Source organism: Priestia sp. YIM B13551 (assembly GCF_042787905.1).
Taxonomy (GTDB): Bacteria; Bacillota; Bacilli; order Bacillales; family Bacillaceae_H; genus Priestia.
Window position 1 is genome coordinate 36636 of record NZ_JBHZOX010000004.1, and the last position, 13389, is coordinate 50024.

General features: G+C 39.5%; 13 protein-coding genes, 1 riboswitch and 1 other annotated feature (1 of these 15 cut by a window edge). Of the genes, 7 read left to right on the forward strand and 6 right to left on the reverse strand.

Features of this window, described 5'->3' with window-relative positions; genetic code table 11:
* Window positions 1-32 precede the first annotated feature (32 nt).
* Window positions 33-1622: a phosphoenolpyruvate carboxykinase (ATP) gene (pckA, locus tag ACFX4N_RS19915; RefSeq protein ID WP_028411848.1), complete on the reverse strand. Its 1590-nt coding sequence runs from the start codon at window positions 1620-1622 to the stop codon at window positions 33-35.
* A 374-nt stretch (window positions 1623-1996) separates the two neighbouring features.
* A riboswitch (SAM riboswitch) is annotated at window positions 1997-2114 on the forward strand.
* A gap of 132 nt (window positions 2115-2246) precedes the next feature.
* On the opposite strand from pckA, the gene metK reads away from it, so the two are divergent.
* Window positions 2247-3449: a methionine adenosyltransferase gene (gene metK, locus ACFX4N_RS19920; RefSeq protein WP_013059536.1), complete on the forward strand. Its 1203-nt coding sequence runs from the start codon at window positions 2247-2249 to the stop codon at window positions 3447-3449.
* Window positions 3450-3480: 31 nt separating this feature from the next.
* Here metK and ACFX4N_RS19925 read toward each other — a convergent pair whose 3' ends face one another.
* The 3 genes from ACFX4N_RS19925 to ACFX4N_RS19935 form a co-directional block, all read right to left on the reverse strand.
* Window positions 3481-4626 (reverse strand): glycosyltransferase family 4 protein, encoded by a 1146-nt coding sequence (locus ACFX4N_RS19925; protein ID WP_013059535.1) that lies wholly within the window; start codon window positions 4624-4626, stop codon window positions 3481-3483.
* Window positions 4627-4644: 18 nt separating this feature from the next.
* Window positions 4645-5169, reverse strand: coding sequence for a phosphatase PAP2 family protein (locus ACFX4N_RS19930; protein WP_057274089.1), 525 nt, complete (start codon window positions 5167-5169; stop codon window positions 4645-4647).
* 191 nt (window positions 5170-5360) lie between these two features.
* The gene (locus ACFX4N_RS19935) at window positions 5361-5888 is read right to left on the reverse strand and encodes a gamma carbonic anhydrase (RefSeq protein WP_013059533.1); all 528 of its coding nucleotides are present in this window, start codon (window positions 5886-5888) and stop codon (window positions 5361-5363) included.
* Between the two features lie 107 nt (window positions 5889-5995).
* Here ACFX4N_RS19935 and ACFX4N_RS19940 point away from each other — a divergent pair, with 107 nt between their 5' ends.
* Together ACFX4N_RS19940 and ACFX4N_RS19945 are read left to right on the forward strand one after the other, a co-directional pair.
* Window positions 5996-6772: an alpha/beta fold hydrolase gene (locus ACFX4N_RS19940; protein WP_013059532.1), complete on the forward strand. Its 777-nt coding sequence runs from the start codon at window positions 5996-5998 to the stop codon at window positions 6770-6772.
* Window positions 6773-6803: 31 nt separating this feature from the next.
* Complete coding sequence (locus ACFX4N_RS19945) at window positions 6804-7862, forward strand: tetraprenyl-beta-curcumene synthase family protein (protein ID WP_013059531.1); 1059 nt, start codon at window positions 6804-6806, stop codon at window positions 7860-7862.
* Window positions 7863-7874: 12 nt separating this feature from the next.
* Here the strand turns inward: ACFX4N_RS19945 and mnmM are convergent, their stop codons facing one another.
* A complete protein-coding gene (mnmM, locus tag ACFX4N_RS19950; RefSeq protein WP_013059530.1) occupies window positions 7875-8444 on the reverse strand; it encodes a tRNA 5-(aminomethyl)-2-thiouridylate-methyltransferase MnmM in 570 nt (189 codons plus the stop codon).
* A complete protein-coding gene (mnmL, locus tag ACFX4N_RS19955) occupies window positions 8441-9403 on the reverse strand; it encodes a tRNA modification radical SAM protein MnmL/YtqA (protein ID WP_057274088.1) in 963 nt (320 codons plus the stop codon). The genes mnmM and mnmL overlap by 4 nt, the downstream gene beginning before the upstream one ends.
* A 169-nt stretch (window positions 9404-9572) precedes the next feature.
* Here mnmL and ACFX4N_RS19960 point away from each other — a divergent pair, with 169 nt between their 5' ends.
* From ACFX4N_RS19960 to ACFX4N_RS19975, 4 genes are all read left to right on the forward strand, one after another.
* A complete protein-coding gene (locus tag ACFX4N_RS19960) occupies window positions 9573-9836 on the forward strand; it encodes a YtzC family protein (protein WP_013059528.1) in 264 nt (87 codons plus the stop codon).
* A 12-nt stretch (window positions 9837-9848) separates the two neighbouring features.
* Window positions 9849-10004 (forward strand): hypothetical protein, encoded by a 156-nt coding sequence (locus ACFX4N_RS19965; RefSeq protein WP_013059527.1) that lies wholly within the window; start codon window positions 9849-9851, stop codon window positions 10002-10004.
* Window positions 10005-10162: 158 nt separating this feature from the next.
* Window positions 10163-11350: an MDR family MFS transporter gene (locus ACFX4N_RS19970; protein ID WP_057274087.1), complete on the forward strand. Its 1188-nt coding sequence runs from the start codon at window positions 10163-10165 to the stop codon at window positions 11348-11350.
* Between the two features lie 156 nt (window positions 11351-11506).
* Window positions 11507-12829, forward strand: a complete 1323-nt coding sequence (locus ACFX4N_RS19975) for a GntP family permease (RefSeq protein WP_029319940.1) — start codon at window positions 11507-11509, stop codon at window positions 12827-12829.
* 499 nt (window positions 12830-13328) lie between these two features.
* Window positions 13329-13389, forward strand: a binding site (T-box leader) (it continues 158 nt past the right edge of the window).

Genomic DNA, 13389 nt, shown 5'->3' on the forward strand with positions numbered 1-13389 from the left:
AACCGATCGTCTTATAGACGATCGGTTTTTTATTAGACTCTAGGTCCGCCTAATGTTGAAATGTCAGATGCTACATCATTAAAACGCTTGAAATTAGCTTTGAATTTAGCAGCAAGCTCAGTTGCCTTTTGGTTATAAGCTGTCGCATCGTTCCATGCTTTAGAAGGCTGAAGCACTTCATCAGGAACTCCCGGAACATGAGTTGGAATCGATAAACCAAAAATAGCATCTGTTACTGTTTCGGTATTAGCTAGTTCTCCTTCAAGGGCTGCTTGAACCATAGCTCGAGTGTAACTTAACTTCATTCGTTCGCCCACGCCGTATTCACCGCCGGTCCATCCAGTATTTACAAGGTATACATTTACATTATGTTCATCGATTTTCTTTCCTAGCATTTCTGCATAAGTTGTTGGAGCAAGGGGTAAGAAAGGCTCACCAAAGCATGTAGAGAAAGTAGCCTGTGGCGATGTTACGCCGCGCTCTGTTCCAGCTAACTTACTAGTGTATCCGCTCAGAAAATGGTACATCGCTTGTTCTTTTGTAAGCTTGCTGATTGGAGGCAAGACGCCGAAGGCATCAGCAGTTAAAAAGACAATAGCTGTAGGGTGCCCAGCAACGCTTGGCAATACCGTATTATCAATAGAGTCAATTGAATAAGCGGCACGAGTATTCTCTGTTAAACTATTATCATTGTAATCTGCTACTTTCGTATTTTGATTTAACACTACATTTTCCAGTACGGCGCCGAAGCGAATTGCATTGAAAATTTGCGGTTCTTTTTCTTCGGAAAGCTGAATGCACTTCGCGTAGCATCCTCCTTCAATATTAAATACACCGGAGCTTGACCAACCGTGCTCGTCATCTCCGATTAAACGACGGTTTGCATCAGCAGAAAGCGTTGTTTTACCCGTTCCAGATAAACCAAAGAATAATGCAACGTCACCTTCTTCTCCTACGTTAGCAGAACAGTGCATGGATAGAATATTGTTTTGAGGAAGCAAGAAGTTCATGACTGAGAAAATAGATTTTTTCATTTCACCAGCGTATTCAGTTCCTCCAATTAGCACGATGCGTCGCTCTAACGAAAGAATAATGAAGGTTTCAGAATTCGTCCCGTCTGTTTCAGGATCAGCTTTGAACGTTGGAGCTGCTACAATTGTAAACGGCTTCACATCATCATTTGTTTTTTGTTCGGCTGAAGGGCGAATGAATAACTGCTGAGCGAATAGGTTATGCCATGCAAATTCATTAACTACTTGAATTGGTAACTGATACTTTTTATCAGCTCCAGCATATCCATTAAAAACAAAAAGTTCATCCTGCTTCTTTAAGTGGGTTAAGACTTTTTTGTATAGCGCATCGAATCGCTGAGCAGAAATTGGCTGATTGACAGGTCCCCATTCAACCGTTTTTGAAGACACAGCATCGCTTACAATAAATTTATCTAAAGGAGAGCGACCTGTATATTTTCCGGTTTCGACTGACACAGCACCTGTAGAAGTCAGCGTTCCTTCGCGTCGAGCTAGAATTTTTTCAACAAGTTGTGGAACAGATAATTGGTGTTTTGTTGTTTTTAATTGAAGCAAACCATTTAATTCGATAGACATATCAACAGTACTCATGTGCACTACCTTCCTTTTTTAGCTATTATTTATTCATTAATGTTTGAAATTTATAATTAGTATAACACATTTATTTAATTATTCTATACTATTTAACTAAAAATGTTTGTGTATTATAAAAAAATGTACGTTATACCTATTTTAGACACATGTATATGTGATAGGAGCGAAAAAAGTGAAGCTGTTTTAAGTGAAAGCCTCATTTTGATCTGTCTTATTAACTAAACTTAGTGATGATTCTTAATAAGATGTACTATTTCGGAATTTGAGTATGTTACATTAAAACAGATTCAAACATAAAGAGATGATTTCCATTTGAATGTTGTTGACAGTGAAGCGCTTTTTCATGTATTATATGTCCTTGAACGGATACTCTCTTATCCCGAGCTGGTGGAGGGACAGGCCCTATGAAACCCAGCAACCATCGTCATTTTTTTGTGTAGACGATAAGGTGCTAACCTGATGCAAGGGCACAACCTTGATCGATAAGAGTGAAAGGCTTATGTAGAATTTGATACCTTTCCTCGATACAAGGAAAGGTTTTTTTATATTTTTTAACGTGTAGTGAAAATAAGGGAATGAGTACCGTATCACAATGTATCGTATTTATAAGGAGGAAAACTGATGTCAACACAACGTCGTCTGTTCACGTCAGAATCTGTTACAGAGGGACATCCCGATAAAATTTGTGACCAAATTTCTGACTCAATTCTTGATGCTATCCTAGCAAAGGATCCAAATGCTCGTGTTGCTTGTGAAACAAGCGTAACAACTGGTTTAGTTTTAGTAAGTGGTGAAATTACAACTTCTACTTACGTGGATATTCCTAAAACAGTTCGTGAAACAATTAAAGGAATTGGCTATACTCGTGCAAAATACGGATTTGATGCTGAAACTTGTGCAGTATTAACATCTATCGACGAGCAGTCAGCTGATATCGCTGCTGGTGTAGACCAAGCGTTAGAAGCACGTGAAGGTCAAATGTCAGATGAAGAAATCGAAGCAATCGGAGCTGGAGACCAAGGGTTAATGTTTGGTTATGCATGTAACGAAACAAAAGAATTAATGCCTCTTCCAATTTCATTAGCTCATAAACTTGCTCGCCGTCTAACAGAAGTACGTAAAGAAGAAATTCTTCCTTACCTTCGCCCGGATGGTAAAACACAAGTAACAGTTGAATATGATGAAAACAACAAACCTGTTCGCATCGATACAATTGTTATTTCAACCCAGCATCACCCAGAAGTAACGTTAGAGCAAATTCAACGTAACTTAAAAGAATATGTTATTAATCCAGTTGTTCCAAACGAGTTAATTGATGAAAATACAAAGTATTTCATTAACCCAACAGGACGTTTCGTAATCGGCGGTCCTCAAGGAGATGCTGGTTTAACTGGTCGTAAAATTATCGTTGATACTTACGGCGGATATGCTCGTCACGGCGGCGGTGCATTCTCTGGTAAGGACGCAACAAAAGTAGACCGTTCAGCAGCTTATGCAGCTCGTTATGTTGCGAAAAACATTGTAGCAGCTGATCTTGCTGATAAATGTGAAGTACAACTAGCATATGCAATTGGTGTTGCACAACCAGTATCTATTTCAATTGATACATTCGGTACAGGAAAAGTTTCTGAAGAAGTACTAGTAGACGTAGTACGCAAAAACTTTGACCTACGTCCAGCAGGCATCATTAAAATGCTTGATTTACGTCGCCCAATTTATAAGCAAACAGCAGCTTACGGCCACTTTGGTCGTACGGATGTGGAGCTTCCTTGGGAGTTCACAGACAAAGCGGAAGCATTAAAAACTCAAGCTTTAGCTAAATAATAAAAAAATCTCCGTGAAAACGGAGATTTTTTTATGCCCATTGAATACCTGCAGCAGATTTTTCTACGACACTTTCATATTCTGAAAGCAAATGCTGAAAAATGGCGTCCCATGATTGAGTAAGAGCGTATTGTCTCGCTGCATGGCCAAAGTGAAGACGCTGATGCAAATCATCGAGTAAATCTGTAATAGCCGAACTGAATTCTTCTAAGGAGTGAGGTTTGCAAAGGTAGCCGTTTCGCCCGTGCTGAACCATCTGTTTAACTCCTCCTGCATTTGCTGCCACTACAGGAGTTCCAGAAGCAAGAGATTCCAGTACAACATTTCCGAAGGTTTCTGTTTCTGAAGGAAAAACAAACAAATCAGATGATGAATAGATATGAGCAAGTTGCTTACCTTCAAGGAAGCCTGTAAATGTCATATGCTCAGATGCTTGCTGCTGCATTTGTTCTTTTAAAGGGCCGTCGCCCACAATAACCCAGTGAATTTGATGGCGGATATGATCAGGTAGAGATCGTGCGATTTTTATTAAAAAATCAGCGTTCTTTTCTTTAGCTAATCTTCCTACATACGTTAAGATGTAGGGTTTTTTTATATTATATTTAATACGAATATCAAAGCGGTCATAGTGGGGATGAAATAATTTATGATTTACTCCTCGCGACCAAATATCTACGTTGTGAAACCCTTGTTCTTCTAGCTGCTGTTTGGTCACTTCAGAGGGAGCGAATATTTTTTGTACAGGTTTATAAAACCATTTCATATATTTTTGCAGTGGTACACGCATTTTTTCAAGTTCATAGTGAGATAAATAATCATCAAAATTGGTATGATAAGAGCCGACAAGAGGAACACCTAATCTTTTCCCGTAGTAGGAGCCGCAAAGCCCCATTGTAAAAGGAGTGGCCAAATGAATAATAGAAGGATTGAATGCCTGCAGCTGCTTTTTAATTTTTAGAACGTTTGGCAATGAAAAGCGGCTGTTTGGATAAAGGAAAAACGGCATGCTGGGCGAACGGTGAACATACGTTGAAAATGACTGATCATGAGCAAATTCAGGAGCAAATACCTGGATGGGAATTTGCTTTGATTTGACGTACTGAGTAAATTGATAAAGTGTTTTAGCAGCTCCGTTAACTTCTGGAGCAAATGTATCCGTAAATAAAGCAATTCTCATTAGTACTCCTCCTATCAATTAAGTTAAAAATATGTTTAGTGAAACAGCACCCGAAAAGATGCCCAGTATCAGACCTACCATGACATCCGTCGGATAGTGCAGGCCAAGATAAATTCTTGAAATTCCTACCATTACTGCAAGAGGCAAAAGAACAGCAGCGAAGGCTGGATAAACAATCATAAGAGGGGTAACCAACGAAAAAATAGCTGTTGTATGCCCAGATGGAAATGAATGATCTTTTAATGGATTTTCTAACACTTTTGTATGTTTTAATTGAATATAAGGTCGTTTTCTCGGATATAGTTTTTTAGCAATGGCGACTGGAATATGACTAACGGCTAGAGAAAACGCACAAGCGTAAGCGACGGATGAAGGATGCAGAAATAGCAGCAAGCACGCTATCACAATGGTAAAAGTGGCTCCTCCGGCGTGAGTTAGTAAACGTAAAAATCTATTTAAGTGCTTTCGATCAAAATGTTGGTTTACGCTTTTGAATAATCGGCATTCGGCATCGTATACATACTGAATTAACTTGGCTTTCATAGAGTCGCTCCCTTTTCAATAAATGCGTCTTTATTATTCAGTTTAATCTTTAATTGTGGAGGCAGTACTAAAACGATGTAAATTAATATGGAAATTTCTTTACAATTGTGGAGAGAATAGAACATGATTGGAGAGTTTGTGGAGATACTAAAAAAATTCCCTCAGTGTGACTTTCTGAGGGAACGTTTCCTTTATAATGAAGAATCAGATTTCTTAATAGACTTATAATACTGCCCTTTTTCTACATATTCTGTACGAATGCGCTGCATATCTTTTAAATCCTCTTCTGTCAGAGTGCGGATCACTTTAGCAGGTCGGCCGAGTGCGAGAGTATTAGGTGGTATTTTTTTACCGGGAGGCACTAAGCTTCCAGCACCGACAAAAGCACCTTCACCAATTTCCGCACCGTCTAAAATAATAGAACCCATGCCAATGAGCGCGCGTTTGCGGATGATGGAGCTATGTAAAATAACTTGATGTCCTACTGTCACATCATCCTCAATAAGCAATGGAGCATTTGGGCTTTGATGGAGTGTTGATTGATCTTGTATATTTACTCGTTTACCAATAATCGTAGGTGAAACATCTCCTCTAATAACAGTGTTAAACCAAATGCTGCTTTCTTCACCAATGGTGACATCCCCAGTAATCGTGACATAGTCTGCGATGAAGCAGCTGGGTGCAATGGTAGGCATTTTTTCTTTATACGGATAAATCATCAAATCATCTCCCTTTATTAGTTGAAAAAAAGTAGTAAATCTTCTAATGTAAGTGTACAAAGGTTTTTTAAGCAGGTAAACAAAAAAAGGAAGAAGGAGTAACTCAAATGCATAAATGGGAAGCAGTAAATCCAAAAGGCGTTATTGTCATGGTCCATGGAGCAGCGGAGCATCACGGACGCTATCGCTGGCTGATTGAGATGTGGCGTTCGGTTGGAATGCACGTAATTATGGGAGACCTTCCTGGCCAAGGCTTAACAACAAGAAGAAGAGGACATATCCTATCCTTTGATGAATATGTGTATGAAGTGGAAGAATGGGTACGTGAAGCGCAAAAATATGATTTGCCTATTTTCCTGTTAGGTCACAGTATGGGAGGACTGGCGGTTATTCGTACGCTCCAGACAAAAAACCTCCCTATATGGGGTGCGATTCTTTCCTCTCCTTGTCTAGGATTAAAAGAGCAAGTACCGGCTTATTTAGATATGCTATCTAAAGGGTTAAATAAAGTGATGCCGAACAAACTTTTCGATTTAGGTCTCACTGTTGAAAAAGCAACAAGAAACCAAGAAGTTCGAGATGAAGATGAAAATGACTCACTGTATGTTACAAAAGTTTCTGTAAGATGGTACCGGGAATTGATCCAAGCTGTCAACTTAGCTTTTAAAGATATCGATCGTTTGCCTGATGTCCCGCTTCTTGTGATGCAGGCAGGAGAAGATAAAATTATTGAAAAGCTGATTGTTAGACAGTGGTTTGATGAAATAGAGCTAAGTGAAAAAATCTACAAAGAATGGTCTCAGCTGTATCACGAAATCTTTAATGAGCCTGAAAGAGAATACGTTTTTACATATGCGAAAAGTTTTGTCGATCTTCACATTTAATAAGTGCGGTAAGAAATTGAGGTGAAAATAAATGAAGATTCCGTCTCATCCTATTTCATTAATGAGAAAAATTTATCGAGAAGTGTTTCCTGTCGTTCATCATGAGCTTAATCATTGGCGCGAACGAGCAAAAGAGATTCCTAATAAAGAATTGCGTACTCAAGCATTGGCAAGTATCGATACAAAAACTTTTCATTGTGAAGGAGGCGGTATCCTATCGATTTTAGCGAAAGAAAACATGATTGAATGCGTGAAATTTATTGTTGCCTACCAAACAATCAGCGATTACTTAGATAACTTATGTGACCGCAGCAATTCGCTAGACCCTAAAGATTTTGCCGCCTTACATGAATCGATGCCAGATGCGTTGACTCCTCATGCACCTCTTGGGGATTACTATCGTTTTCGAGCGGATAAAGACGACGGAGGATACTTAGCCGGACTTGTCCAGACTTGTCAGCAGTCCTTGCGAAAAGCTTGTAATTACCATATAGTCTCTTCACATTTATTAGAACTAGCTAATTATTATTGTGATTTGCAAATACATAAGCATGTTGAAATCAAGGAAAGAGTTCCACGATTAGAGAATTGGTTCGATGCTCACCGGCACAGTGTTCCTGAAATGGAGTGGTATGAATTTTCAGCGTGCTCTGGTTCAACGTTAGGAATTTTTTGTTTAGTTGCTTATAGCTTTCAAGAAGAGATGACCGAAGAAATGACGCAGAAAATAAAAGCAGGATATTTTCCTTATATTCAAGGCTTACATATTTTACTCGATTATTTAATTGACCAAGAAGAAGATAAAGCAGGAGGAGATTTGAACTTTTGTTTTTATTATCCTCATTATCAGCAAATGATGGATCGCTTTTTGCATTTTGTCGTAAAAGCGGACGAATATGCTAAAAAACTGCCGGATTATCACTTTCACTGCTTTATCTATAAAGGACTCTTGGGCGTTTACTTGTCGGATCAAAAAGTGCGGGCACAAAAACATGTTCATGTGAATGCACGTAGGTTAATAAAAGCGGGGGGAGCCCTCAGCTACTTTTTCTATATCAACGGACGCTTGTACCGAATGTTAAAAAGATAAGCCATATGCGGCTTATCTTTTTTCAATAGCAATGATGAAGGGAGGGTTGTTTTGCTGATTCATGAAACGATATTGTAAAACGTGAACGTCTTTTTGATCAAGATTTTGGACATACGTTAGTAAATCGTCTCTTTCTTGTTTCCCTTGTTCGTGTCCATGATAAATAACGAGCACAATCACTCCTTCAGGTGCTAACAAATCAAGTAACTGCTCAATTGCAGAGATTGTTGTCTCAGAAGTGGTGACAATGTCTTTATCTCCACCTGGTAAATAACCTAAATTAAAGACAGCGCCCGTGACTCGTCCTTTAATAGAACGAGGAAGCATGTTTATATTGCTGTGGCTTTCTTGGATAAGTGTTACTCTGTTTTCTACATGGTGTTCTGTCAATCGCTGCTGAGTTGCTTGAATGGCTTGAGGTTGAATATCAAATCCATATACATGACCTGTATCTCCGACTAAGTTAGCTAAGAACAATGTATCATGTCCATTTCCTGCTGTGGCATCAATCGCGACATCTCCTTGAGCCACAGCATTAGTGAGCAATGTGCGGGCAAAAGGCAGGATACGTTCTATTTTCATCTTTCCATCACCTCTTTTTCATAATATTTTCCTTGATAGCTTTGACGACGTTCGAGCTCTTGATCAATGGCATTTAATACGCTCCACTTATTTACGCTCCACATCGGTCCAACCATGAGGTCTATCGGTCCATCGCCTGTAATACGATGAACAATCATCTCAGGAGGGATTACTTCGAGCTGATCGCATACAAGCTTTACATATTCTTCAAATGAAAGAAATTCAACAAGGCCCTTTTCATACTGTTTGACCATAGGAGTTCCTTTTAGTAAATGAAGCAGATGAATCTTAATTCCTTGAACGTCTAATTTTGCTACTTCACGTACCGTTTCCATCATCATATCAGGTGTTTCTAAAGGCAAACCATTAATGATGTGAGAACAAACGCGAATACCGTGTTTTCTGAGCTTTGCTACGCCATCTACATAGCATTGATGATCGTGTGCCCGGTTGATAAGCAGTGAAGTTCGTTCATGAACAGTTTGCAGTCCAAGTTCTACCCATAGATAAGTTCGTTCATTTAATTCAGCCAAGTATTCCACCACATCGTCGGGGAGACAGTCAGGGCGCGTGGCGATAGAAAGCCCAACAACTCCGGGAAGCTTTAAGACGGCTTCATATTTTTCACGAAGCTCCGCGACAGGAGCATGAGTATTAGTAAATGCTTGAAAGTAAGCAACGTATTTTCCGTCTTTCCATTTATGATGCATTTTTTCACGGATTTCATTAAATTGTGTCACAAGGTCATCCGCTCTGTTTCCGGCAAAATCCCCCGAACCGGCAGCACTGCAAAACGTACAGCCGCCGTGAGCTACTGTGCCGTCTCTGTTTGGACAATCAAATCCTCCATCTAAGGCTACTTTAAATACCTTATGGCCAAAGTGGTTACGTAAGTGGTAATTCCAGGTATGATAACGTTTGTTTTCAGATTTATACGGAAACGGGTTTGTCTGATTCAAATCAGCAACCTCCTTTTTACATGCAATATACATCAACAAATTGTATCAAAAACGTGAAAAAGTGCCAAACAAATTTAAGGATGCTTATATTTAACAGGTTCTTCTTGTCGTAAAGGGAAGTAAAGTTGCGCAAAATAAGACAGAAATGAACGAATAGGAGGAATAGAGAATGACAACTCGTCAAGCAGTGGATCAACTTATGCAACAGTGTGAAGATGCTATTCGCTTTGGACAAGGCCAGTTGCAGGAAGGCATGAAGCAAGAACATTATAACGACACTGAATATACAAAAGCACAGGAAAAATTAGAAAATGCTTATAAAGAAATTGAAGAGTTTTCTCACAGTGCAAATGCACAGCAAAGAGAGCAGCTATATCGCATGCGCCTGCAAGTTCAGCAGCTGCAAAATAAATTGATCACAACTCAGCATTAAGGAGAGGATTTTATGGCAACGCGTTCAAATCAAAATAATCCGGAACAAAAAACAAAAAACGGGATCAACAGCAATGACATTGAGCTAGGAAAAGATTTTGATCCAGTAAAAGAATTAAAAGCACGAAACAGCAAGCGTGCACAGCCGGTTCGTTCGAAGCAAAAGTAAGCGGTAAAAAGGTGATTTTGCATGATATTGTCATGTGAAATCACCTTTTTAAATAGTCAGCGAATTTCAAATAAATTGTCTATATGTAAAAGCATTGCGAACCCTTTAAGAAAAGACTAGAATGTACGTTGGCATTCGAATAGATAGGGGGGAGATCAATGCCCAAATCACTTTGGTTTTTGATTATTGGTATGCTTGTAAACGTAACGGGAGCTTCATTTTTATGGCCTCTCAATACCATTTATATAAATGAACATTTAGGAAAGTCGTTATCCGTCGCAGGAGTTGTTCTTATGCTGAATTCTGCTGCAAGCGTAGTAGGAAATTTGCTTGGAGGAACTCTTTTTGACAAAATCGGAGGATATAAATCCATTTTATCAGGAATTATTATTACTCTTATTGCATTAGTGGGACTCGTGTTTTTCCATGGTTGGCCTACATACGTTGTTCTCTTGGTTGTTGTAGGGTTTGGATCTGGTATTGTGTTTCCATCTATGTATGCAATGGCAGGGTCCGTTTGGCCACAAGGCGGAAGAAAAGCATTTAATGCGATGTACGTTGCTCAAAATGCAGGAGTAGCTATTGGCGCCGCGGTAGGGGGCATTGTAGCGTCTTATTCATTTACGTATATTTTCTTAGCTAATACAATTTTATACGTTATTTTTCTGCTTATTGCTATTTTTTCATATCGTCATATTTCGGTTACCGTTGGACAAACGAATGTCCTTAATGAAGCAGGGAGCATTGGGCATAAAACGAAGCTGACTGCTCTTCTTATTTTATGTACGGGGTATGTATTATGCTGGGTGGCATATGTTCAGTGGCAAACAACGATTGCTACGCATACGCGTGAGCTGAATATACCTCTTTCTAGCTACAGTTTGCTTTGGACGATTAACGGGGTTTTAATTGTAGTCGGTCAGCCTTTGGTTGTGCCCATCATTCAAAAAGTAGCAAAAACATTAAAAGTACAGGTCCTAATTGGAACGGTTATTTTTGTGGCTTCTTTTATTATCGTGGTGAATGCTACAAAATTTCCGCAGTTCTTAACAGCAATGGTTGTGTTAACAATTGGAGAAATGTTCGTTTGGCCAGCCATTCCAGCTGTTGCAAGTCAGTTGGCTCCATCTGGAAAAGAAGGATTTTATCAAGGTGTAGTTAACAGCATGGCTACCGCAGGTAAAATGATTGGTCCTCTTTTTGGAGGCGTTATTTTCGATGCGTTTAATATGTCTACGCTGTGCTATTTATTAATTGCGCTATTGTTATTCAGCATGTGTACAACATGGATATACGATTATAAATTAAAAGAAAAACGTCAGCGTTCATTAACCATCTCTAAATAAATAGAGATGGTTTTATTTTTGACTGCTTAATAAACGTAGGAATGTCTTCAGTATTCCTTTAATAATATAGTAAGGATTGTGACAAGCAAAGAAAGGAGTATATACCTGTAAATATGTAAGCGTTTTCTAATTATATGACTTCATGGGGGGCTAAACATGCTTAGTATGATTGGATTAATTGGAGGATTATTGCTGCTCATTGTATTAACGATGAGAGGCATGAATTTATTTATAGCAGGTCCGCTCAGTGCTTTAGTTGTTGCGTTAACAAGCGGAATGCCTTTATTTCCGCAGCTGGTGAAAGAAGGAGAAGCAAATTTTGTTGGAAATTACATGTCTGGTTTCACAGGATTTATTGCTTCTTGGTATTTAATGTTTCTATTGGGCGCCGTCTTTGGAAAAGTGATGGAAGACAGCGGGGCTGCTGATAGTGTTTCTCGCTGGATTGTTAGTAAACTAGGAATGAAAAGAGCAGTGTTGGCGATTGTCCTTGCCTGTGCGGTCTTAACATACGGAGGAGTCAGTCTGTTTGTAGTAGCATTCTCTGTCTATCCAATGGCTTTAAGCTTATTCAAACAAGCCGATTTGCCGAGGCGGTTTATCCCTGCTGCTTTAGCATTCGGTTCAGTTACGTTTACGATGACCTCAGCTGGGTCGCCTGAAATCCAAAACTGGATTCCAATTGAATATTTGAAGACTAGTCCGTATGCAGGATGGGAAGTTAGTTTAGTTGTAGCAGTAGTGATGGCTGTATTCGGCTACTGGTGGTTAAAGCGCTTGATTTCAAAAGCAGTTAAAAATGGAGAGCGTTTTATATCACGCGAGAAAGATCCAGTAGTAACGGAAAATCAGTCTCTTCCTAATCCTTTATTAAGTTTGCTTCCGCTTGTGGTCGTGCTCATTATTTCTTTTGCACTTCATAAGCCACTTCAGCAATCTGCGTTGATTGTCGCACTTTTAAGCGGGATCATTGTCACTTATATTGTGAACCGAAAGCATTTTAAAGGATTTTGGAATGCAGCTTCAGAAGGAACGCTGGGTGCGTTAATTGCTATTGGGAATACAGCCGCTGTCGTAGGTTTTGGAGGAGTTGCTAAGGCTGTTCCCGCGTTTGGAGTGGCTGTAGATGCCATGACGCATATTCCAGGAAGTCCGTTGATTGGGGGAGCTATTGCCGTGAGTGTTATCGCGGGGATGACAGGTTCGGCTTCAGGAGGTCAGGCGATTGCTTTGCCAATTTTAGCGCCTCACTATCTAGATGCTGGTGTAAATCCAGAAGCTCTCCATCGCGTAGTAGCTATTTCCTCTGGAGTATTAGATTCCTTGCCTCATAATGGTTATGTCGTAACAACAATTAATTCTATTTGCGGAGAAACTCATAAAGATGCGTATGGATCAGTTGCAGCAATGACGGTGATTGTGCCGCTTGTTGGTCTTGTACTTGCGATTATCCTGTTTTCTTTTGGATTGGGCATTTAATAATAGCAGCTAAAGGAAGCAGGGACAGGAATAAAAGTATTTTAGTTGAAGGAAGATCCGAACGATGAATCGTTCGGATTTTTTCATGTTTATGGTGCACGTAGGTTTCATTTGTTTAGGTGCTTCTAGCTGTGGAGTGGAGGGAAATACAAAGACTCCTGAAATAGGTGAGACCCCGCATGAGTGTAAGCAACGAGGAGGCTCATCGGCTGCCCGCGGAAAGAGAAGTCTTGCACGGAAATCAACAGTGGTGTAACCAAGAGATTCATACTAGCGCATTTATCCCATTTGTTCGTCTTTAAATTGGATTGATTTAATTATGTCTCAATCCCTTTTTTGTTTGGCCGTGGATGTATGTTTTTGGGAGAAGTTGTTCATATATAAGAATGAAAGAGAGGATTTAGCAACAAAGCAGTGCTGCAGTGCAGAAACTTTTACAAAATCCGTTGAACAACTTGCAGTTTACGAACATATTATTTACAATACAAGGTAGTATGATGTAAAAACTATGATAAGGAATAGTAGTGAACGAAGCGAGCTAAGAGAGTTGACGGTTGGTG

Excerpts from the sequence above, each read along its gene's own strand:
- pckA (WP_028411848.1), bottom strand. The coding sequence starts at position 1,622 with ATGAGTACTGTTGATATGTCTATCGAATTAAATGGTTTGCTTCAATTA.
- metK (WP_013059536.1), top strand. The coding sequence starts at position 2,247 with ATGTCAACACAACGTCGTCTGTTCACGTCAGAATCTGTTACAGAGGGA.
- ACFX4N_RS19925 (WP_013059535.1), bottom strand. The coding sequence starts at position 4,626 with ATGAGAATTGCTTTATTTACGGATACATTTGCTCCAGAAGTTAACGGA.
- ACFX4N_RS19930 (WP_057274089.1), bottom strand. The coding sequence starts at position 5,169 with ATGAAAGCCAAGTTAATTCAGTATGTATACGATGCCGAATGCCGATTA.
- ACFX4N_RS19935 (WP_013059533.1), bottom strand. The coding sequence starts at position 5,888 with ATGATTTATCCGTATAAAGAAAAAATGCCTACCATTGCACCCAGCTGC.
- ACFX4N_RS19940 (WP_013059532.1), top strand. The coding sequence starts at position 5,996 with ATGCATAAATGGGAAGCAGTAAATCCAAAAGGCGTTATTGTCATGGTC.
- ACFX4N_RS19945 (WP_013059531.1), top strand. The coding sequence starts at position 6,804 with ATGAAGATTCCGTCTCATCCTATTTCATTAATGAGAAAAATTTATCGA.
- mnmM (WP_013059530.1), bottom strand. The coding sequence starts at position 8,444 with ATGAAAATAGAACGTATCCTGCCTTTTGCCCGCACATTGCTCACTAAT.
- ACFX4N_RS19960 (WP_013059528.1), top strand. The coding sequence starts at position 9,573 with ATGACAACTCGTCAAGCAGTGGATCAACTTATGCAACAGTGTGAAGAT.
- ACFX4N_RS19965 (WP_013059527.1), top strand. The coding sequence starts at position 9,849 with ATGGCAACGCGTTCAAATCAAAATAATCCGGAACAAAAAACAAAAAAC.
- ACFX4N_RS19970 (WP_057274087.1), top strand. The coding sequence starts at position 10,163 with ATGCCCAAATCACTTTGGTTTTTGATTATTGGTATGCTTGTAAACGTA.
- ACFX4N_RS19975 (WP_029319940.1), top strand. The coding sequence starts at position 11,507 with ATGCTTAGTATGATTGGATTAATTGGAGGATTATTGCTGCTCATTGTA.